The organism is Streptomyces sp. NPDC005485, from assembly GCF_040606085.1.
GTDB lineage: Bacteria > Actinomycetota > Actinomycetes > Streptomycetales > Streptomycetaceae > Streptomyces.
The window spans coordinates 18,927-39,040 of sequence record NZ_JBEXDZ010000063.1; the positions used below are offsets into that span (position 1 = coordinate 18,927).

The 20,114-nt window shown below is 70.7% G+C and carries 20 protein-coding genes; 8 read left to right on the forward strand and 12 right to left on the reverse strand.

What is annotated here, in order from left to right:
• Window positions 1-423, forward strand: a complete 423-nt coding sequence (locus tag ABZS97_RS21915) for an acyl-CoA thioesterase (protein ID WP_356139970.1) — start codon at window positions 1-3, stop codon at window positions 421-423.
• 42 nt (window positions 424-465) lie between these two features.
• Here ABZS97_RS21915 and ABZS97_RS21920 read toward each other — a convergent pair whose 3' ends face one another.
• Window positions 466-1,329, reverse strand: a complete 864-nt coding sequence (locus tag ABZS97_RS21920; RefSeq protein WP_356139971.1) for an NAD(P)H-binding protein — start codon at window positions 1,327-1,329, stop codon at window positions 466-468.
• An 87-nt stretch (window positions 1,330-1,416) separates the two neighbouring features.
• Between ABZS97_RS21920 and ABZS97_RS21925 the strand changes: the two genes are divergently transcribed.
• On the forward strand, window positions 1,417-2,250 hold the full coding sequence (locus tag ABZS97_RS21925; protein ID WP_356139972.1) for a helix-turn-helix domain-containing protein: 834 nt from the start codon (window positions 1,417-1,419) through the stop codon (window positions 2,248-2,250).
• 15 nt (window positions 2,251-2,265) lie between these two features.
• Here ABZS97_RS21925 and ABZS97_RS21930 read toward each other — a convergent pair whose 3' ends face one another.
• Entirely contained in the window at window positions 2,266-2,889 is a 624-nt protein-coding gene (locus ABZS97_RS21930) for a TMEM175 family protein (RefSeq protein WP_356139973.1), read from the reverse strand.
• A gap of 163 nt (window positions 2,890-3,052) precedes the next feature.
• Here ABZS97_RS21930 and ABZS97_RS21935 point away from each other — a divergent pair, with 163 nt between their 5' ends.
• Window positions 3,053-3,868 carry a chitosanase gene (locus tag ABZS97_RS21935; protein ID WP_356139974.1) on the forward strand — a complete coding sequence of 272 codons (816 nt, stop codon included), beginning with the start codon at window positions 3,053-3,055 and terminating at the stop codon, window positions 3,866-3,868.
• Between the two features lie 70 nt (window positions 3,869-3,938).
• Here the strand turns inward: ABZS97_RS21935 and ABZS97_RS21940 are convergent, their stop codons facing one another.
• The 7 genes from ABZS97_RS21940 to ABZS97_RS21970 form a co-directional block, all read right to left on the reverse strand.
• Window positions 3,939-5,312: a nucleobase:cation symporter-2 family protein gene (locus ABZS97_RS21940; RefSeq protein ID WP_356139997.1), complete on the reverse strand. Its 1,374-nt coding sequence runs from the start codon at window positions 5,310-5,312 to the stop codon at window positions 3,939-3,941.
• A 279-nt stretch (window positions 5,313-5,591) separates the two neighbouring features.
• Entirely contained in the window at window positions 5,592-6,971 is a 1,380-nt protein-coding gene (locus ABZS97_RS21945; RefSeq protein ID WP_356139975.1) for an 8-oxoguanine deaminase, read from the reverse strand.
• Between the two features lie 133 nt (window positions 6,972-7,104).
• Window positions 7,105-8,028 (reverse strand): factor-independent urate hydroxylase, encoded by a 924-nt coding sequence (gene pucL / locus ABZS97_RS21950; RefSeq protein ID WP_356139976.1) that lies wholly within the window; start codon window positions 8,026-8,028, stop codon window positions 7,105-7,107.
• A gap of 5 nt (window positions 8,029-8,033) precedes the next feature.
• Complete coding sequence (gene uraH / locus ABZS97_RS21955; RefSeq protein WP_356139977.1) at window positions 8,034-8,435, reverse strand: hydroxyisourate hydrolase; 402 nt, start codon at window positions 8,433-8,435, stop codon at window positions 8,034-8,036.
• On the reverse strand, window positions 8,432-8,947 hold the full coding sequence (gene uraD / locus ABZS97_RS21960; RefSeq protein ID WP_356139978.1) for a 2-oxo-4-hydroxy-4-carboxy-5-ureidoimidazoline decarboxylase: 516 nt from the start codon (window positions 8,945-8,947) through the stop codon (window positions 8,432-8,434). Before uraD ends, uraH begins: the two co-directional genes overlap by 4 nt.
• Before the next feature lie 122 nt (window positions 8,948-9,069).
• The gene (locus tag ABZS97_RS21965) at window positions 9,070-9,438 is read right to left on the reverse strand and encodes a helix-turn-helix domain-containing protein (RefSeq protein ID WP_356139979.1); all 369 of its coding nucleotides are present in this window, start codon (window positions 9,436-9,438) and stop codon (window positions 9,070-9,072) included.
• Entirely contained in the window at window positions 9,435-9,701 is a 267-nt protein-coding gene (locus ABZS97_RS21970) for a hypothetical protein (RefSeq protein WP_356139980.1), read from the reverse strand. Before ABZS97_RS21970 ends, ABZS97_RS21965 begins: the two co-directional genes overlap by 4 nt.
• Before the next feature lie 196 nt (window positions 9,702-9,897).
• Between ABZS97_RS21970 and ABZS97_RS21975 the strand changes: the two genes are divergently transcribed.
• The 4 genes from ABZS97_RS21975 to ABZS97_RS21990 all read left to right on the forward strand — a co-directional run bounded on the left by ABZS97_RS21975 (window position 9,898) and on the right by ABZS97_RS21990 (window position 13,945).
• Window positions 9,898-10,755, forward strand: a complete 858-nt coding sequence (locus ABZS97_RS21975; RefSeq protein ID WP_356139981.1) for a TIM barrel protein — start codon at window positions 9,898-9,900, stop codon at window positions 10,753-10,755.
• 77 nt (window positions 10,756-10,832) lie between these two features.
• A complete protein-coding gene (locus tag ABZS97_RS21980) occupies window positions 10,833-11,723 on the forward strand; it encodes a 2-hydroxy-3-oxopropionate reductase (RefSeq protein ID WP_356139982.1) in 891 nt (296 codons plus the stop codon).
• Window positions 11,724-11,909: 186 nt separating this feature from the next.
• Entirely contained in the window at window positions 11,910-13,367 is a 1,458-nt protein-coding gene (locus ABZS97_RS21985) for a catalase (protein ID WP_356139983.1), read from the forward strand.
• Window positions 13,368-13,720: 353 nt separating this feature from the next.
• Window positions 13,721-13,945, forward strand: a complete 225-nt coding sequence (locus ABZS97_RS21990; protein ID WP_356139984.1) for a hypothetical protein — start codon at window positions 13,721-13,723, stop codon at window positions 13,943-13,945.
• 250 nt (window positions 13,946-14,195) lie between these two features.
• On the opposite strand, the gene ABZS97_RS21995 is transcribed toward ABZS97_RS21990, so the two are convergent.
• Window positions 14,196-15,044 carry an alpha/beta hydrolase gene (locus tag ABZS97_RS21995; protein WP_356139985.1) on the reverse strand — a complete coding sequence of 283 codons (849 nt, stop codon included), beginning with the start codon at window positions 15,042-15,044 and terminating at the stop codon, window positions 14,196-14,198.
• Window positions 15,045-15,171: 127 nt separating this feature from the next.
• The gene (gcl, locus tag ABZS97_RS22000; RefSeq protein WP_356139986.1) at window positions 15,172-16,956 is read right to left on the reverse strand and encodes a glyoxylate carboligase; all 1,785 of its coding nucleotides are present in this window, start codon (window positions 16,954-16,956) and stop codon (window positions 15,172-15,174) included.
• A gap of 279 nt (window positions 16,957-17,235) precedes the next feature.
• Between gcl and ABZS97_RS22005 the strand changes: the two genes are divergently transcribed.
• Window positions 17,236-18,078 carry a hypothetical protein gene (locus ABZS97_RS22005; protein WP_356139987.1) on the forward strand — a complete coding sequence of 281 codons (843 nt, stop codon included), beginning with the start codon at window positions 17,236-17,238 and terminating at the stop codon, window positions 18,076-18,078.
• Between the two features lie 3 nt (window positions 18,079-18,081).
• On the opposite strand, the gene ABZS97_RS22010 is transcribed toward ABZS97_RS22005, so the two are convergent.
• Window positions 18,082-20,103: a histidine kinase gene (locus ABZS97_RS22010; RefSeq protein WP_356139988.1), complete on the reverse strand. Its 2,022-nt coding sequence runs from the start codon at window positions 20,101-20,103 to the stop codon at window positions 18,082-18,084.
• Between the last annotated feature and the right edge of the window lie 11 nt (window positions 20,104-20,114).

Below are 20,114 nucleotides of genomic sequence, written 5' to 3' on the forward strand. Positions count from 1 at the left end.
GTGGCAGAGCCGTTTTCCGTCAGCGTCACCGTCCGCGGGTACGAGACCGACATCCTGGGGCACCTGAACCAGAGCGTGTACCTGCAGTACGCGGAGCACGCCCGCTGGTCGCTGCTGCAGGCGGCCGGGGTGACCCAGGACGCGTTGATATCCGAGGGCCTTGGGCCGGTGGTCCTCGAGACGACCATCCGCTACAAGCGGGAGCTGCTCGCCGGCGACGAGACCGAGGTGACGTGCGCCTTCTCCTGGAACGGCGGCAAGGTCTACACGGTCGAGCAGACGATACGCAAGACGGACGGCACGATCGCCGCCGAGTTCACGGCGGTCGGCGGGCTGCTGGACCTCAAGGAGCGCAGGCTGGTCGCGGACCCCCGCGAGCTCTTCCGCGAACTGGCGGCAAAACCCGAGCTGTTCGGCCTCTGACGCACCGACCGCCGTCCGGCTTCAGGCCTCAGACCTCAGGCCTCAGGCCGACGCGAACGCCTCCCGGTGATCCCGCGCCCACTGCGCGTACGTCCGCGCCTCACGCCCGAGCACCCGCCGGACGTCCTCCGTCACCACCGCGTTCCTGCCCGCGCGGACGTACGCCGTGCCCGCCAGAACACCTTCCACGTAGATCTCGGACATGCCGGACCGCAGGAACTGCTCGCGCAGGGCGTCCGGGGGTACGTCCACGGTGGGGACCGGGCGGCCGAGGACCGAGGCGAGGGTGGCCGCCAGGTCGGCGGTGGTGAGCAGGCCGGGTCCGGTCAGGGTGTAGGTGCTGCCCGTGTGCCCGGGGGCGAGCAGCGCCTCCACGGCGACCTCGGAGACGTCGCGGGGGTCGACGACGCCCTGACTCCCCGAGCCCGTCATGTTGGGCACCGGGTCGCCGGAGCGGATGGCCGCCGCCCAGCTCAGGGTGTTGGAGGCGAACGAGGAGGGCCGCAGGATGGTCCACTCCAACCCGCTTTCCCGGACGGCCTGTTCACCTCCGAGGTGCCAGCCTGCGACGGGGCCCAGGGCCGGGTCGCCCGTGCCGATGGCCGAGAGTTTCACGACCCGGCGTACGCCCGCCGCCCGCGCCGCCGCGACCAGGTCCGCGTCCGCGTCGGCGTCACCCGGCCCAAGGACGCCCACCGCGAAGAGTGCGGCCGCCCCGGCCATCGCGGCCCCGAGGGAGTCGGGTTCCTGGAAGTCCCCGCGGACCACGTCCACGCCGGAGGGCAACTGGGCGCGGGCCGGGTCCCGGGTCAGCGCGCGGACCTTCTCGCCGCGCGCCACCAACTGTCGTACGACGTCACTGCCGATGGTGCCCGTGGCACCGGTCACTAGGATCATGTGGACCACCGTGCCGAGCCGATGGCACCGGTCTCTAGGAAATACCGGCACGGTTCCCGGGCCCGCGCAACACCGGGGCGCGTTTACGGTGGAGCGGTGACCACCACCCCGTACGAGACGAAGCTCGGCGCGAACAGCCTCGTCGAGGCGGCCGTCGAACTGCCCGAGGCGCTGCTCCCCTGGTTCACCGATGCCGGATTCACCTCCGTCGAGGGCGAGTTGAGCAAGCCGTTCGCCCATGTCCCGGACGCGGCGACCAAGCTGGTGGTGCGGGTCGAGAAGAGCGGACGCCGCGACGTACTGGTGGTCGGGCCGCGCACCCGCGCCTCGTACCACGCGAGCAAGCGGTTGACCTCCTGTGTGCAGCTACGGCTCGGGCCGGGCGCGGCCCGCCCGCTGACCGGCGTACCGGCCGTCGAACTCGTCGGCACGGTCACGTCGTTGAAGGACTTCCCGCAAGCCTCGGCCCAGCGGCTCGCGGCGGAACTGCTCCCGCTCGAACCCGAGCAGGTGCTTCCCCACCTGGCCGAGGCACTGCCCGAGCGGCTCGCCCCGGCCGACCGCTCACGCGCCGAGCTGCTGCACGCGGCGGTCGCGGCGATGTCGACGGACACCGAGCATCTCGCCGTCGGCGTAAGGGAGTTGGCGGGTCGGCTCGCCGTCAGCGAGCGTCAGCTTCGCAATCTGTTCGCGGACGGCGTCGGCGTCTCCCCCAAGCACTACGCCCGCATCGCCCGCGTCCGCCACCTTCTCACCCACGCCCGGCACGTACCGGACACGCCCTGGGCCCAGCTCGCCGCCGCCACCGGCTACTACGACCAGTCGCACATGGCATCCGACTTCCGGGCGCTGATGGGAGTCCCGCCCACCTCGTTCTTCACCGGCCGGCTCCCAGCCGCCCGGCCCTGCCAGGCACTGCGGAGGGCCTGACCCGGCCGGTACCGCTCACGCTTCGGTGACGTCCGCTTCCCGGACCGGCACCGGGACCTGGTTGAAGCCGTAGTAGACGGCGATCAGCCCGTGGGCCGCCAGGGTCAGCGGGGCCGAGACGAAGGCCAGGGCGACCGTTGCGGGATAGGCGAGCGAGCCGACCGCGAAGCGGACGCGGGTACGGCGGGCGGCCTCTACGTCGACACGGCTGTCGAAGAGGTGGCCCCTGCGGGTCAGATGCCACCACAGGGCCTGGAACGTCAGAGCCATCGCGACCATGACGATGCTGTAGACGGCGGCCGCCACATGGGACGCCTTCTCCTCGCGCAGGTACTCCGCGAGCATCGCCGTCGGCCAGGGCACAGCGGCCACGACCATCAGCACGAGCAGGTTCAGGAACATCAGCGTGCGGTCGACGCGCACGACATGGGTGAAGACCTGATGGTGGTTGATCCACATGATGCCGATGACCAGGAAGCTGACGACATAGGCGGCATACGACGGCCACTGTGCGCCCAGCGCGTGCCACAGCCCCTCGTGCTCGCCGGTCTCGGGGACCTTGATCTCCAGGATCAGCAGCGTGATGGCGATGGCGAAGACGCCGTCGCTGAAGGCCTCGACCCGGCCCGACTCGTTCATGACGGTTCTCCCCCTTGTGACCGTGAACGTGCGCTCAGACCGTAGGCATCTCGCGCCCCTTCCGCCAACTCAGGCCCCCGAGACGGGTGTACGCCATCCGCCAACTCTGGTAGGAAACTTTCCTAACAGTCTTCGGACGACCCACTCCCCCATCGGAGGTACCGTGCACACCCCCCACGCACGCACATCACGCCGCACTCTGCTCGCCCTGATCGGAGCCTCGCTGGTGGCAGGCCCCCTCCTCGCGACCGAGTCCGCGACCGCCGCGACCGTCGGCCTCGACGATCCGGCGAAGAAGGAGATCGCCATGAAACTGGTGTCCAGCGCCGAGAACTCCTCGCTGGACTGGAAGGCGCAGTACAAGTACATCGAGGACATCGGTGACGGCCGCGGCTACACGGCCGGAATCATCGGCTTCTGTTCGGGCACCGGCGACATGCTCGACCTCGTCGAGCTGTACACACAGCGCAAGCCCGGCAACGTGCTCGCCAAGTACCTGCCCGCGCTGCGCCGCGTGAACGGCGACGACTCCCACGAGGGCCTCGACCCCGGCTTCCCGGGCGACTGGCGCCGCGCGGCGGGGGACTCGGCGTTCCAGAAGGCGCAGAACGACGAGCGCGACCGCGTCTACTTCAACCCTGCCGTACGGCAGGGCAAGGCCGACGGCATAGGCACCCTCGGCCAGTTCGCGTACTACGACGCCATCGTGATGCACGGCGACGGCGGCGACAGCACGAGCTTCAGCAGCATCCGCAGGCGGGCCCTCGGGCATGCCCAGCCGCCCTCCCAGGGTGGCGACCAGGTGACGTATCTGAACGCCTTCCTCGACGCCCGGGTCTGGGCGATGAAGCAGGAGGAGGCGCACTCGGACACCAGCCGGGTGGACACCGCCCAGCGGGTCTTCCTCAAGAAGCGGAACCTGAACCTGGACCCGCCACTGGACTGGAAGGTGTACGGCGACAGCTACCACATCGGCTGACCCGCACGAACGAGCGGAGGGTGCGGCGCATCGCGTGTGCCGCACCCTCCGTACGCCCTGGCGCCGCCGGTCAGTGGGCCGGGACCGTCGTGAGGTCCTCGCCCGCCTCCATGGGGTGCGTCACCTCGCCGGCCTCCTGTCCCTTGCCCAGGTGGTTGAAGACCAGGTTCAGGACGACCGCCGCCACGCAGCCCGTAGAGATCCCCGAGTCGAGCACGATCCGCGCCGTCTCGGGGAAGGCGTGGTAGAACTCCGGCGCGGTGATCGGGATGATGCCGACGGCGAGGGACACGGCGACGATGAGGACGTTGTTGTCCTTCTCCAGCCCGGCCCTGACGAGGGTCTGGATTCCGCTGGCCGCGACCGAGCCGAAGAGCACGACGCCCGCCCCGCCGAGCACCGGGCGCGGGACGACCGCGATCAGAGAGGCGGCCATCGGGCACAGGCCCATCAGGACCAGGAAGCCGCCGCCCGTGGCGACGACGTACCGGCTGCGGATCCTCGTCATCGCGACCAGGCCGATGTTCTGCGCGAACGCACTGCACATGAAACCGTTGAAGAACGGGCTGAGCGCGGAGCCGAGGGTGTCGGCGCGCAGGCCGGCGGCGATCGTCTTCTCGTCGGCCGGCCGTTCGACGATCTCGCCGAGCGCCAGCATGTCCGCGGTCGATTCGGTCATCGAGACCACCATGACCACGATCATCGAGACGATCGCGGCGACCTGGAACTGCGGGGCGCCGAAGTGGAAGGGGGTCGGGAAGCCGATCACGTCCGCGTCCGCCACCGGGCTGAAGTCCGTGGCACCGAAGGGGATCGCGACGAGCGTGCCGATGACCAGGCCGAGCAGTACGGCGATCTGCTTGACGAAGCCTCGGGTGAAGCGGCGCAGCACCAGGACGATGACGAGCGTCCCTGCCGCCAGGCCCAGAAATGTCCTCGAACCGTAGTCGTCCGCCGCCGGGTTGGGGCCCTGCGCCCAGCCGAAGGCGACCGGCAGCAGCGAGATGCCGATGAGCGTGATCACGGAGCCGGTGACGACGGGCGGGAAGAAGCGGACCGCCTTGGAGAAGAAGGGGGCGGCTATGAAGCCGAGCACGCCCGCGACGATGACCGCGCCGAAGATGATCGGCAGCGCGTCGCTCTTGTCCTTGGTGGAGGCGACGACCGCGGTCATGGGCGCGACGCCGGCGAAGGTGACGCCGTTGACGAACGGCAGCCGGGCGCCGATCTTCCAGAATCCGAGGGTCTGCAGGAAGGTGGCGAGGCCCGCGGTGAACAGACAGGCGCCGGTCAGGAAGGTCAGTTCGGTGGCCGACAGGCCGATGGCCGCACCGACGATCAGGGGTGGGGCGACGACTCCGGCGTACATGGCGGCCACGTGCTGGAGGCCGGTGGTCGCCATCTTCAGGGGCGGGAGCTTCTCGTCGACCGGGTGCTTGGGCACGCCGGTCGGGACTGCATCAGTGCTGAGCGCGGGCTGGTCGGCCACGGCGGCTCCTCCGGTCGGTTACACGTCGGCGTTGACGCGGGGTTCAAGGAGGTGATGCGCGGTCGTGCGGGACCGGGACGATGATCGTCGGCAGACGGAGATCTGCGCGACGGAGACCGTTCCGGGGCGCACGCACGTCCATGCGCGCACCCCGGAGGCGGCCGCCGTGGGCCCCGCTCGGGTCCACGGCTACCGGCTGAGGGCCGTCCCCCTCAGCCGGAGATCTTCAACTGTTCAGGCCTGCGCGGCGATGCGCGCGAGGCGCTGCGCCTCGTCCCGCGTGGAGCGGGCGATGGCGTCCTCGTCGACGTGCAGCAGGCGGCTGTTCTCCACCACCGGCCGGCCGTTGACGAGGGAGAGTGTGACCGGTGCGGCGGCGCCGAAGACCAGCGCGGTCACCGGGTCGGCGATCGAGGCGTGGGCGAGGGTGTCCAGCTTCCACAGCACCAGGTCGGCGAGCTTGCCCGCCTCCAGGGAACCGATCTCCCTTGCCCGGCCCAGGACCTGGGCGCCCCCGTAGGTGCCCAGGCGCAGCGCCTGGCGGGCGTTCAGGGCGGCTTCGCGGTGGGCGCCGAGGCGGTTGATGAGGAGGGCGTTGCGCAGTTCGGTGTGGAGTTCGCCGGACTCGTTGGAGGCGGTGCCGTCGACGCCGAGGCCGACCGGGACGCCGGCCGCGAGCATGTCGGGGACGCGCGCGATCCCGGCCGCCAGGCGGGCGTTGGACGAAGGACAGTGGGCGACACCCGTCTTCGTACGGGCGAAGGCGGCGATGTCGGAGTCGTTCATGTGGACGCAGTGCGCCATCCACACGTCCTCGCCGAGCCAGCCGGTGGACTCGAAGTACTCGGTGGGTCCCATGCCGAACAGTTCCTTGCAGAACTGCTCCTCCTCCACGGTCTCCGAACCGTGCGTGTGCAGCCGTACGCCCTTGCGGCGGGCCAACTCGGCGCCCTGCTTCATGAGTTCGGTGGAGACGGAGAACGGCGAGCAGGGCGCGACGGCGACCTGGGTCATGGCGCCGAAGGAGGCGTCGTGGTGCTCGTCGACGGTCGCCTCGGTGGCGGCGAGGGCCCCTTCGAGGGTCTCGACGGCGAAGTCCGGGGGCAGGCCGCCGTCCTTCTCGCTGCGGTCCATGGAGCCGCGGGCGAGGGTGAAGCGGACGCCCGTCTCGCGCGCTGCCCGGATGATGGAGCCGGACAGGTCGCCGGAGCCCTTCGGGAAGACGTAGTGGTGGTCCATGGCGGTGGTGACGCCGCCGCGGGCCATCATCGCGAGCGAGCCCTGCGCCGCCGCGTAGGTCATGTCCTCGTCGATGCGCGCCCAGGTCGGGTAGAGCGCGACGAGCCAGTTGAAGAGGTTGTGGTCGGTGGCGAGGCCGCGGGTGATCCACTGGTAGAAGTGGTGGTGGGTGTTGACCAGACCAGGGGTCACGAGGTGGCCGCTCGCGTCGATACGGCGTACGACGTTCTCCAGGCCCTCGGGGGCCTTGCCCGCGCCGAGGGACTCGATCAGGTTGTCGGCGACGACCACGTACCCGGAGGCGTACTCGGTGTCGGCGGCGTCGACGGTCGCGATCGCACAGTTCTCGATGACGATGCGCTGGACTGCTGCCATGGTTCGTCCTTTACGTGTCGAGGAGAGGGCACGGCAGGACCCTAGGAGTTTTGAGTGCCGCGGCCGGGGAGCCACGGGTGCCGCGGGGGTGCGGGTGCCCCCGGCCGGAGCCGGACCGGGGGCACCGGCGGTGTCAGAGGTTGGTGAGGTCCACCGGGATGCGCGGTTCGCAGCCGTCGCGCAGGACGGTGCCCTCGATCAGACCGTAGGGACGGTCCGCCGCGAAGTAGACCTCGTTGTCGTTCTCCAGACCGAACGGCTTCAGGTCCACCAGGAAGTGGTGCTTGTTCGGGAGCGAGAAGCGGACCTCGTCGATCTCGCTGCGGCTGTTGATGATCCGCGAACCCATCTGGTACAGGGTCTGCTGCAGCGAGAGCGAGTACGTCTCCGCGAAGGCCTGGAGCATGTGCTTCCTGACCTGGTCGTAGGACTTCTCCCAGTTGGGCATCTTCTGGTCGTCGCCGGACCAGTTGAAGCGCCAGCGAGCAGAGACCTGGGTCGCCAGGATGCGGTCGTAGGCCTCCTGGAGCGTCGTGTACTTGTCCTTGACGTAGCCCCAGAACTCGGAGTTCGTCGAGTTCATCACGACGAGGTCCTTGAGGCCGGAGATGACCTCCCACTTCTCACCGTCGAAGGTGATCTGGGTGACCCGGGTCTCCTGGCCCTTGCGGACGAAGGAGTGCTTGACCGCGTCGGCGCCGATGAACCGGGAGTTGCCGTCCGAGGTCTCGATCCGCTCCCAGGAGTACTCCTCGATGCGGATGCGCGCCTGCTTGATCGGCTCCTGCGACGTCACGAAGTGGCGCGCGAGGTGGATGCCGAACTGCTCGGCGGACTCGATGCCGTACTCCTTGGCGAACGCGTACACCGTGTTCTTGGTGGTGTCCGTCGGCAGGACGTTCGCGTTGGAGCCCGAGAGGTGGACCTCCTGCATGTCGCCGCTCAGCGCGACCGACACGTTCAGGTCCTTGATGTGGTGCGTGTCGCCGTCACGGGTGATCTTGACTACGCGGTTCTCGGCCTTGCCGTACTGGTTCTGTCCCAGAATCGTGGGCATGTCTGCTAGCTCCCTCGGTAAACGGAGTAGCCGAACGGGTTGAGCAGCAGCGGTACGTGATAGTGCTCGCCCGGCGTGACGGCGAAAGTGATCGCCACCTCGGGGAAGAACGCACCGCTGTCCCGATTCGCGGGGGCGTCCTGCTGCGCATCGGCTTGCTTTTTTACGTTGTCCGACTCGAAGTACTGCTCGACGGCGAAGTCGAGCCGTACGTGAGTCGTCCCCTCCGGCAGCGCCGGGAGGTCCTTGCACCGGCCGTCCGCGTCGGTCGCGGAGCCGCCGAGCGCCTGCCAGTCGGCGTCGCGGCCGGCGCGGGCCGCGAGCCGGATGGCGACGCCCTCGGCGGGGCGGCCGACGCTGGTGTCCAGGATGTGCGTGGACACGGAGGCCGTGGTGTCGGTGCTCATGCCTTTTCTTCCTGTACGAGATTGCCGAGACGGATACGGTTGATCTTGCCCAGTTCCGCGCGGACGATCTCGCGCTCCTGCTCGGGCGAGTTGCCGATCCGTTCCTTGACCGCGTCGCGCATCTGCTCGCCGGTCCGGCCGGTGGCGCAGATCAGGAAGACGTGGCCGAACCTCTCCTGGTAGGCCAGGTTCAGTTCGAGCATCTCCGCCTTGAGTTCCTCGGAGGCGCCGGCCATGCCGCGCTGCTCCCGGGAGGAGGTCGGGTCGCCGGGCTTCGGCCGCCCGATGGGCGGGTGTCCGGCCATCGCCTCGGCGAGGTCCGCGGCGCTCAGCTCGGCCATGGCGGCGTCACTGGCGACGAAGAGGTCCTCGTTGGTGGTGTAGGGGCGGGCGGCGAGCAGCCGGTCGGCCCACGCCGTGGAGGCGCACGCCTCGTGGAGGGCGGCGAGGGCCGCCTGCTCCTCCAGGGCGTTGAACCGGGCCAGGCCCGGGGACGTGGAAGTCGAAGTCACGGGAGCCTCCGTGGCCGCGAAGGGCCTTCGTGCTGAACGGACTGCGGCCAGCTAACGCCCCTGCGCAACACCACGTCAACACTTTGTTGAAAATTCCGGGTAACGAAACCCGGCGGGGAGGCTCACGCCTCCTTGTCGCGGTTGAGGTAGTTGTAGACGGTGAACCGGCTCACGCCGAGGGCGCCCGCCACGGTCTCCACGCCGTGCCGCACGGAGAAGGCTCCGCGCGCCTCGAGTATCCGTACGACCTCCTGCTTGGCCTTGCGGTCGAGGTCGGCCAGCGGCTTGCCCTGCTTGCGCTCCAGGGCGGCCAGGATGTGATCGAGGGAGTCGGCGAGCTGCGGCAGGCGTACGGCGACGACGTCCGCACCCTCCCAGGACAGCACGACGTCGTCGGCGCCGGCCTGGTCGGGCGGCACCATCTCGCCGCCCATGGCGTCGACCAGCGGCTTGACGGCCGTGACGAAGGGATCGTCCCCGAAACCGGTCACCGGTCCCCCTCCGCGCCCGCGCTCTCCCCGACCACGTTGACCTGCAGCGAGACCCGGGTGGCCCCTGCCTCCAGCGCCCTGCGGAGCAGCGCGTCGACCGCGCTCAGCACCGCGTCCGCGCCGCCCTCCGCGGTGTTGCCGAACGGGCCGACGTCCACGGCGTCCAGTTCGGCCGCCTCGATGACCTCGCGGGCGACCAGCGCGTGCCGCGGTGCCTCTTCGAGGTCGAAGGGCTCGGTCGTGAACTCCACTCTCAATCGCACGCGCTCAACCTACTGCGCGGTCTCGATTTTCCGGCAGCCCCCTCTCGTTTCCGGCACAGCGAGTGGCGGCCCCCTCTTGACAAGCCCCGACACCCGACGGCAATCTTCCATTAAGCAGAAACGAACTTCCGCAATACGGAATTCACTCCGGATCACGGAAACTCACATCGCCAGCACGGAAGGGGGCGCCGACCCCATGCCAGGTTTTGAATCGGGCACAGCTGCAGAGCCGCGCTTCAACGTCAACCTGTCGATCCTCTTCACGGAACTCCCGCTCCTGGAGCGCCCCGCGGCCGCCGCCGCGGCGGGCTTCACCGCGGTCGAGCTGTGGTGGCCCTGGGTCGACTCCCCCACCCCCGAGCGGTCCGAGCTCGACGCCCTGAAGAAGGCGATCGAGGACGCGGGCGTCCAGCTGACGGGCCTGAACTTCTACGCGGGGCAGCTGCCCGGCCCGGACCGGGGCGCCCTGTCGATCCCCGGCGAGGAGTCGCAGCGGTTCCGCGCCAACATCGACGTGGCCGCGGACTTCGCCGCGTCGCTCGGCTGCAAGGCGCTCAACGCGCTGTACGGCAACCGTGTCGAGGGCGTCGAGCCGGCCGAGCAGGACGCGCTCGCACTGGAGAACCTGGTGCTCGCGGCGCGGGCAGCGGGCCGGATCGGCGCGATCCTCCTGATCGAGACCCTCAACAAGCCGGAGTCACCGCTCTACCCGCTGGTGAGCGCCCCGGCCGGCATCGAGGTCGTGGACAAGGTCAACGCGGCGACAGGCCTCGACAACGCCAGGTTCCTCATGGACCTCTACCACCTGTCCATGAACGGCGAGGACCTCCCCTCGGTGATCGAGCGGTACGCGGCCAGGACCGGCCACGTCCAGATCGCCGACAACCCGGGCCGCGGCGCGCCGGGCACGGGCTCCCTCCCGCTGGCGGACCTCCTCGGCCGGCTGGCCAAGGCCGGTTACGACGGCTGGGTGGGCCTGGAGTACAAGCCGGGCGACCGGCCCAGCGCGGAGGCCTTCGACTGGCTGCCGCGCGAGGCCCGCGCCGCCCGCTGACCTTTGCGCCGCCCGCCTGTGCAGCGCGCGGCAACCCATCGACGTATCGCAGCAGTTGCAGTCAGAGAGGCACCCTCATGAGCAATCTTCCCAAGGTCGCATGGATCGGTCTCGGCATCATGGGCTCCCCCATGTCGGAGAACCTGATCAAGGCCGGGTACGACGTCACCGGCTTCACTCTGGAACAGGACAAGCTGGAGCGGCTGGCCGCGGCCGGCGGCACCGTCGCGGGCTCCATCGCCGAGGCCGTGCGGGATGCCGACGTGGTCGTCACGATGGTGCCCGCGTCGCCGCACGTCGAGGCCATCGCGTACGGCCCCGACGGCATCCTGGAGAACGCGCGCTCCGGTGCGCTGCTGATCGACATGTCCTCGATCACCCCGCAGACCTCCGTCGATCTCGCCAAGGCGGCCGGGGAGAAGGGCATCCGTGTCCTTGACGCCCCCGTGTCCGGCGGCGAGGCCGGCGCGGTCGAGGCCGTACTGTCGATCATGGTCGGTGGCGGGCAGGCCGACTTCGACGAGGCCGAGCCGATCTTCGAGGCCCTCGGCAGGACCATCGTGCTCTGCGGTCCGCACGGCTCCGGCCAGACCGTGAAGGCGGCCAACCAGCTGATCGTCGCCGTGAACATCCAGGCGTGCGCCGAGGCCGTGGTCTTCCTGGAGAAGTCCGGCGTGGACCTGAAGGCCGCGCTCGACGTCCTCAACGGCGGGCTCGCGGGCTCCACCGTGCTGACGCGCAAGAAGGACAACTTCCTCAGCCGCGACTTCAAGCCGGGCTTCCGCATCGACCTGCACCACAAGGACATGGGCATCGTCACGGACGCCGCCCGCAACGTCGGCGCCGCCCTGCCCGTCGGCGCCGTGGTCGCCCAGCTGGTGGCCTCGCTGCGCGCCCAGGGCGACGGCGGCCTGGACCACTCCGCCCTGCTGCGCGCGGTCGAGCGCCTCTCCGGCGCGCAGCTCTGAGACTTCCGGGCCGCGGCGGCGCTGACAACTGTCCTGTCGCGCCCAGGCGCCGCCGCGGCCCGGAATCAACTTCAACAAACTGTTGACGGCCAGAACGCCGCAAACCTAGGCTCCACGCAGCGGAGGGTCCACATAGCGGAAGTAGGTTTCCGCTGACCCCGCTGTCCTCTCGTACGGAAGGTCCAGATGTCGAAGCGCGTGCTCACGACCGAGTCCGGCGCCCCGGTCGCCGACAACCAGAACTCCGCCACCGCCGGCGCAGGCGGCCCGCTCCTCCTCCAGGACCAGCACCTTCTGGAGAAGCTCGCCCGGTTCAACCGCGAGCGGATCCCGGAGCGCGTGGTGCACGCCCGCGGCTCGGGCGCGTACGGCTACTTCGAGGTCACCGACGACGTCACGGACTTCACGTACGCCGACTTCCTGAACACGGTGGGCAAGCGCACCGAGCTCTTCCTGCGCTTCTCGACCGTGGCGGACAACCTGGGCGGCGCGGACGCGGTGCGCGACCCGCGCGGCTTCGCGGTCAAGTTCTATACGGAGGAGGGGAATTACGACCTCGTCGGCAACAACACCCCTGTCTTCTTCATCAAGGACCCCCTCAAGTTCCCCGACTTCATCCACTCCCAGAAGCGCGACCCGTTCACGGGCAAGCAGGAGCCGGACAACGTCTGGGACTTCTGGGCGCACGCCCCCGAGGCGACGCACCAGATCACCTGGCTGATGGGCGACCGCGGCATCCCGGCGTCGTACCGCCACATGAACGGCTACGGCTCGCACACCTACCAGTGGACCAACGCCGAGGGCGAGGCCTTCTTCGTCAAGTACCACTTCAAGACGAACCAGGGCATCCGCAGCCTGTCGTCGGAGCAGGCCGCCGAGATCGCGGGCAAGGACCCCAACTCCCACCAGACGGACCTGCTGCAGGCCATCGAGCGGGGCGTCAACCCCTCCTGGACGCTGTACGTGCAGATCATGCCGGCGGCCGAGGCGGCGGACTACCGCTTCAACCCGTTCGACCTCACCAAAGTGTGGCCGCACCGCGACTACCCCCTGCAGCGGGTGGGCCGCCTGGTCCTGGACCGCAACCCGGACAACGTCTTCGCCGAGGTCGAGCAGGCCGCGTTCTCCCCGAACAACTTCGTTCCGGGCATCGGTCCCTCGCCCGACAAGATGCTCCAGGGCCGGCTGTTCGCCTACGCGGACGCACACCGCTACCGCCTGGGCGTCAACCACACCCTGCTCGCGGTGAACGCGCCGAAGGCGACGCTCGCGCACAACTACGGCCGCGACGGCCTGATGGCGTCCAACGCGCAGGGCCGCGCCGCCAAGAACTACGAGCCCAACTCCTACGACGGCCCCGCCGAGACCGGCCGCCCGCTGTCGGCGCCCCTCGCGGTGAACGGCCACACCGGCACGCACGAGGCGCCGCTGCACACCAAGGACGACCACTTCGCCCAGGCGGGCGAGCTGTACCGCCTGATGTCGGCCGAGGAGCGCGCCCGGCTGGTCGCGAACATCGCCGGCGGTCTCGCACAGGTCTCCCGCGACGACGTCATCGAGAAGAACCTCGCCCACTTCCACGCCGCCGACCCGGACTACGGAAAGCGCGTGGAGGAGGCGGTCCTCGCCCTGCGCGAGGACTGAGCCTCACACCCGCCCGCAAGCGCCGTGGACCCGGATGAGGGGTGGTCACACGGCGGGAGCGGGCGACCCGGACCGCGGCGGAGTGCGAGCCAGTGCGGTGGTCAAGGTTCCGGGCCCCCTTCTCGACCTGAGGGAAGGGGCGCCCCGGTTCCATCGCATCCGCCGCGGTCCCGGCAACACCTCCAGACTCCGTCCGGCGGCGCGAATGTCCTGTCGCGCCCAGCCTCGCACCGTCGGACGGCACCACCCCCTCGCTCACCGGCCCCGCGGCGCCGGGTACGGACGGTCCCGTACCCGGCGCCGCGGCATGCGTTCAGGGTGCGGATCCGGTCGCCGCGCAGGAGGCTTGGGGCATGGACCTTCCCAGCATCGTCGTGCACGCCCCGGGTCTCGACGGTTCCCGGCGGGTCACCGCGGGTGACGAGACCCTCGGGATCGCCTGTCACCTCGACGACGTCGTCGAGATCCTGCGCCGCTCCGACCTCGACGAGATCGAGGTCGAGGAGAGCGACATCATCGACTGGCAGGGCGGCGGCCCCGACGACTGGCCCGGTCTGTCGGAGCATCCGGCCGAGTGAGTTCCCGTCCGGTGAGACCCCCGCTGCGTACTCCAGCGTGCGTACCCGGCGTACGGAACCCTCAAATCTACCTCTGAACACGGCCCCGGGGGCTTCAACTCCCCCCGGGTACGGGCACATTCTCGACGCATGGGGCCCGCCGGCACGGGGGCGGCGGGCCCCGAACGGGGAAGGTTGCCGGGGGGCATCACAGAGCCGCGTCACGACGGATCCGGGGGGACCGTGGGACGCGGCTCTGCTGCGTTCCGGCTCAGCCCGGGCGGACCGCGCCGACGCCCGCCGGGTTCTTCAGGAACGGCAGTGTGTGCCGCAGGAAGAGGTCCGGGCGCTCGTTGTACGCCTCGTGGGCCGCGGGAAGCACCACGCTCACCGTGTGCGCGGGCAGCGCCCGGCGGGCCCTGCGCCCGTCCAGGAGGGCCGGAACGACCGGGTCCCGGCTGCCCCAGAGCAACAGCACGGGGATTCGCAGGGCGCCGGGGTCCCGCAGCCCGAACCCCGGCTCCGCGAATCCGCGCCAGATCGCACAGTGCACCGCCAACCGAGTGGTGTTCCCCGGGAGTTGACGGGCACGCCGGTACGTCGCCCGGGCGCTCGGCGTGCGCAGCTCGCCCAGGTAGAGGCGGGCCAGCGGTACGACCAGCCGACGCGCGCGGGCCGGGCGCCCCATGACCTCGCGGCAGAACCAGCGGGTGAGGGGGCTCAGCCGGGTGAACCCCGCCGGGTCGACGAGCACGAGCGCCGTCACCGCCCGCGCATGCCGCCCCTCCGCCAGCCGGCAGGCCACATAGCCGCCCACGCTGTTGCCGACCACGGCGATCCGCCGCACTCCCTGCTCGGCGGCGAGCACGTCGAGGACCCGCTCGGCGACGTCCACCAGACGCTCGGGGGTGACGCGGCCGGGCTCGCTCGCGGTCGAGTCGCCGAAGCCCGGCCAGTCGACGACGAAGGTGCGGTGACGGTCCGCGAGGGCGGGCAGCACGGCGTCGAAGTCACGGCCGTCACCGGGGTTGGCGTGCAGCAGCAGCACCGCGGACGTACCGGGCTCGCCATGGGCGCGTACGGCGATGTCACCGAGGGGGGTGGGGACGGTCAGACGCATGGGGCGAGCATGCCGGGCTCGCGGGGGCCTGGGAAGAGCGGCTCGGGTACGGCGAAGGGCGGCTCATCCCCCCGATGAGCCGCCCTGCGCCTGCCTGTTGAGCTTTTGACCGTGTGCCAGAGGTGTGTCAGACCTTCAGCGGCCTGATCGAGGTGGGCGCGTGGCCCGGTTCGGTCGCGAGTTCCTCGAACTCCGCCACGTTGCTGATGTCGTTCGTCTTGCTCATGGCGATGTTGGTGACGCGCTCCAGGATCGCCTCGACGACGACCGGCACCTGGAACTCGGCGGCGAGCTTCTTGGCCTGCTCGAAGGCGGCGCCCAGCTCGCCCGGGTCGGTGACCCGGATCGCCTTGCAGCCGAGGCCCTCGACGACCTTGACGTGGTCGACGCCGTAGACGCCCAGCTCCGGGGAGTTGATGTTCTCGAACTCCAGGTTGACCTGGAAGTTGATGTCCAGGCCGAGCTGCGCCTGCCGGATGAGGCCCAAGTAGGCGTTGTTCACCAGGACATGGACGTACGGGATCCGGTGCTGGGCGCCGACGGCCAGTTCCTCGAGCATGAACTGGAAGTCGTAGTCGCCGGAGAGCGCGACGACCTGGGCGTCCGGGTCGGCCTTGGCGACGCCGAGGGCGGCCGGGATCGTCCAGCCGAGCGGGCCCGCCTGGCCGCAGTTGATCCAGTGCCGCGGCCGGTAGACGTGCAGCATCTGGGCGCCGGCGATCTGCGAGAGGCCGATGGTGGTGACGTACCGGGTCTCGGGGCCGAAGGCCTTGTTCATCTCCTCGTAGACGCGCTGCGGCTTGATCGGGATGTCGTCGAAGTGCGTACGGCGCTGGAGCGTGGCCTTGCGCTGCTGCGCGGACGCGGCCCACGCGGACCGGTCGGGGAGCTTGCCCGCGGCCTTCAACTCCCGTGCCACCTCGACGAACAGCTCCAGCGCGGCCTTCGCGTCGGAGGCGATGCCGTAGTCCGGGGCGAAGATCTTGCCGATCTGGGTGGGCTCGATGTCGACGTGGACGAACTTGCGGCCGGCCGTGTAGACGTCCAGCTTGCCGGTGTGGCGGTTGGCCCAGCGGTTGCCGATGCCGAGGACGAAGTCGGACTCCAGGAAGGTCGCGTTGCCGTAGCGGTGCGAGGTCTGCAGGCCGACCATGCCGGCGTTCAGCTCGTGGTCGTCGGGCAGGATGCCCCAGCCCATCAGGGTCGGGACGACCGGCACACCGGTCAACTCGGCGAATTCCACCAGGAGTTCGGAGGCGTCGGCGTTGATGACACCGCCGCCGGCGACGATCAGGGGGCGCTCGGACTCGCCCAGCAGGCCGATCGCCTTCTCGATCTGCGCGCGGGTGGCGGCGGGCTTGTAGGCGGCCAGCGGTTCGTACGTCTCCGGGTCGAACTCGATCTCGGTGAGCTGGACATCGATGGGCAGGTCGATGAGGACGGGCCCGGGACGGCCGGAGCGCATCAGGTGGAAGGCCTGCTGGAAGACGCCCGGGACCTGGGCCGCCTCCAGCACGGTGACCGCCATTTTCGTGACCGGCTTGGCGATCGAGGCGATGTCGACGGCCTGGAAGTCCTCTTTGTGGATCACGGCGGTCGGTGCCTGGCCGGTGATGCAGAGGATCGGGATCGAGTCGCCGATCGCGGAGTAGAGACCCGTGATCATGTCGGTGCCGGCCGGGCCGGAGGTGCCGATGCAGACGCCGATGTTGCCCGGGTGGGTCCGGGTGTAGCCCTCGGCCATGTGCGAGGCGCCCTCGACGTGCCGGGCGAGGGTGTGACCGATCCCGCCGGAGGCCTTGAGGGCGGCGTAGAAGGGGTTGATCGCCGCGCCCGGGACGCCGAACGCGTTGCTGACGCCCTCGCGCTTGAGGATCTCGACTGCCGCGCGGGCAGCGGTCATACGAGCCATGGAGTACTCCTGCTTCGGCTGTCGGATTCGCGCTCCCGTCGCGCCCCGCGAGAGCTGCCCGAGTCCGGATCGATTCCCGCACGGATTCCGTATGAATTCCGTATTGCGGAAACTAACTTCTACTATCTGGAATCAATGTAGGTGGCGGGCCCAGGGGCGTCAAGAGTGGGCGTTTCCCTGCCGCCGGACCCCTCGCAGGAGGACGATGGGGTCGCTGTCCCGATGGGACACAGGCTCTGAGGGAAACGCTGTCCCCGACGTGACGTCCTGGAGTGGCCCATGGCCGAGAGCGTGCCGGTGCGGTGCCCCGACTGCCGCCGCGAGCATCTCTACGCCGCGCCGTCCTATCCCTGTGTGTGCGGCGCCCCCGTCGTGCCGCCCCTCGACCGCCTCGCGAACCCGGCGCCGGTCACCCACCGCACCTGGGACGAGGACTGGGTCACGGTCCGCTGCGGCACATGCGGCCGGGAGGACCAGTGGCCCCATCCCGAGCTGGGGTGCGACTGCGGGACGGTGCTGCGCATACCGGTCCGGGGAGTACGGCGCCCGCTGCGCGCCGAGCGCGTGCCGGGCACGACCATCGAGGCGGACCCGGAGCCGGGCCGGGACACCCGTGCGCACACGTCCGACACCTCGACCCCGGACACGCCCCCGGGAACGGAGGCGAGCAGGAACAGTCCGGCCCCCGGCACCCGCCGCATCCCGGACCACACCCCGCTGCCCCGCACGGCCTCCGCGCCGCGCCCCGCGTTCCAGCCGGTCACCATCCGCACCGCCCGGGACGCCGTCACCGCGGCCGCGCTGTATCTGCGCTGGCTCGGCTACCGGGACATCCGGCGGGCCGACCAGCGGCCGCCGTCCGGGATCGGGCTCGCCGCCCGGGGCATCCTGGCGCAGGTCGACCCGACCGTGCGCCCGGCCTCGCTGCGCGACGTCGAGTGCCTCTGGCTGACCTCCATGACCGACTCCGCGCGCTGCGTCTACTTCTCCCTCGCCGGCTACGCGGACGACGCCCGCACCCGCGCCGACGCCCTCGGGGTCCCGCTCTTCCTCCTCGACCTCACGGGCACCCCGCAGCCGGTGAACAGCCCGGCCGACGAGCTGATCGCCGCCGGCGCCTGACCCTCACACCTCCCCGGGCGGGCGGCAGGAGCCGTCGCGCAGCGGAAACGTGGCCGTGACGGTGGTGCCCGCACCCCCGGAGGTGACGGTCAGAACACCGTGCAGCGCCTCGGTGCGCCGCCGCATGGAAGCGAGGCCGACGCCCGCGGCCGCCTCGGACACTCCGCGACCGTCATCGCTCACCACGACCCGCAGCGACGTGCCGTCCAGTGCGATGGCGACGGCGGCCCGACGGGCGTGCGCGTGCCGGACGGTGTTGGTCAACGCCTCCGTCACGATGCGGTAGGCGGCGGTCTCCACGTCGGGCGGCAGCCTCGGCAGCAGGACGGCGGTGACGTCGACGGGGACGACCAGCGACACGGTCCTGGCCTGCTCCCGTACGGCACCGATCAGCCCCAGTGCGTCCAGCACCGTGGGGCGGAGTCCGTCGATGATGCGGCGGATCTCTCCGATCGACAGGGTGACCTCGGCCCGGATCCGGTCCAGCAGTTCCCCGCAGGTGGCGGTGTCGCCCCGGGCCAGCGCCTCGGAGAGGGCCTGGAGCCCCAGTCCCATTCCGGACAGCGAAGGGCCGAGTCCGTCGTGCAGGTCGTGCTGGAGCCGGGCGCGCTCGCCGCGGGTGGCGCTCACCACCCGGTCGCGCTCCGCCTCCAGGGCCTCGGTGAGCTCCAGCGCGCGTACGAGGACGGCGATCTGCAGGGCCAGCGCGGAGAGGAGGCGCAGTTCGGCGTCACTGTAGGTCTCTTCCGGCGCGCGTTCGCCCACCGTGAGGGTGCCGACGTCCCGGCCGCCGACCCGCAGCGGCATCGCCCGGCCTGCGACGGGCTGCGCGCCCACCGAGTTGAGGACGCGGCCACCGCTGCCCACCACGACGGCGCCCGGCGCTCGCAGGGCGCCGACGACGACCCTCAGCGCGGCCGACAGCAGATCGAGTTCCTCCGCGCCCGCTATCTCGTCACCGAGCCGGGTGACCGCGCGCAGCGGATCCTCTCGGGCGCCGTAGACGAAGCGGTCCGCCGCGCGCTGCAACCGGTCCCGCATCGGGGAGAGCAGCCCCGCGACCAGCGCGGCCGCCACCACTCCGGGCAGCGGACGGCGGTCCAGGGCCGAGCCGACCACCGCGGTCGCCACCAGATAGACCACGATCACGCAGCCGGTCAGCGCCCCGTAGACGAGCCCTCGGCGCAGCACAGTCTCGATGCCCAGCAGCCGGTAGCGCAGTACCCCGACCGTCATGGCCAGCGGCAGGGTCGCGGCGATCACGGAGCGCGGCACGTCCGGGACGGTGAGGACGATCGCGACGACCTGAAAGCCCTCCAGGCAGACCAGCAGGGCCAGTTGCTGGCGTTGGGGGGAGCGGGCGCGGGCGAGCCGGACGAGGGTGCCGATCCAGATGGCGATGCCGGAGAGGACGAGCAGCGGCAGGCAGACCCCTTCGAGCAGCGCGGTGAGCACGGCGGGCGGCAGGCTCGCCGGAGGGGGCCCGTGGGGGAAGAAATAGCGGTGGGGCTCCGGATCGAAGGGCGATGTGAACGTGAGCACGACGGTGCCCGCGGTGGCCGCGGCGACGGGCAGCCGCCACCAGCGTCGCGGGAGGTTGCCGTCCGGATAGAAGGCCATCAGCAGGGTGGGCGGGACCAGCCAGCCGGGCACGAACATCCCTCCGGCCAGGAACACGGCGGCGTGGGCCGCCGGCCACGCCGGGTCGGCGACGCTCGTGCCGTAGCCGCCGTACGCCACGAGCCCCACCTCGCAGGCGGACGTCACACCGACCCCGAGGATCAGCCACCCCACGATGTTGCGCGGGCGCAGCAGGGCGAGCACCGCGCCGGTCAGTGCCCAGACCACGCTCGCGCCGCCGATGGCGGCCACCCACAGCCCGGAACCGGCGGGCCCCACGCGCCCGGCGTGCGGCAGGGCCGACGTCCAGCCGGCGAAGGCCACCGCGGCGACGGCCAGGAACACGCCGGCTCCCGCGACCGCACGCACGGCCGCGCCCCCGGTCCGCGCCGGCCGGTCGGCCACGCGACCCGGCG

Excerpts from the sequence above, each read along its gene's own strand:
- ABZS97_RS21930 (WP_356139973.1), bottom strand. The coding sequence starts at position 2,889 with ATGAACGAGTCGGGCCGGGTCGAGGCCTTCAGCGACGGCGTCTTCGCC.
- ABZS97_RS21945 (WP_356139975.1), bottom strand. The coding sequence starts at position 6,971 with ATGGCAGCAGTCCAGCGCATCGTCATCGAGAACTGTGCGATCGCGACC.
- pucL (WP_356139976.1), bottom strand. The coding sequence starts at position 8,028 with ATGCCCACGATTCTGGGACAGAACCAGTACGGCAAGGCCGAGAACCGC.
- uraH (WP_356139977.1), bottom strand. The coding sequence starts at position 8,435 with ATGAGCACCGACACCACGGCCTCCGTGTCCACGCACATCCTGGACACC.
- ABZS97_RS21975 (WP_356139981.1), top strand. The coding sequence starts at position 9,898 with ATGCCAGGTTTTGAATCGGGCACAGCTGCAGAGCCGCGCTTCAACGTC.
- ABZS97_RS21980 (WP_356139982.1), top strand. The coding sequence starts at position 10,833 with ATGAGCAATCTTCCCAAGGTCGCATGGATCGGTCTCGGCATCATGGGC.
- ABZS97_RS21985 (WP_356139983.1), top strand. The coding sequence starts at position 11,910 with ATGTCGAAGCGCGTGCTCACGACCGAGTCCGGCGCCCCGGTCGCCGAC.
- ABZS97_RS21990 (WP_356139984.1), top strand. The coding sequence starts at position 13,721 with ATGGACCTTCCCAGCATCGTCGTGCACGCCCCGGGTCTCGACGGTTCC.
- ABZS97_RS21995 (WP_356139985.1), bottom strand. The coding sequence starts at position 15,044 with ATGCGTCTGACCGTCCCCACCCCCCTCGGTGACATCGCCGTACGCGCC.
- gcl (WP_356139986.1), bottom strand. The coding sequence starts at position 16,956 with ATGGCTCGTATGACCGCTGCCCGCGCGGCAGTCGAGATCCTCAAGCGC.
- ABZS97_RS22005 (WP_356139987.1), top strand. The coding sequence starts at position 17,236 with ATGGCCGAGAGCGTGCCGGTGCGGTGCCCCGACTGCCGCCGCGAGCAT.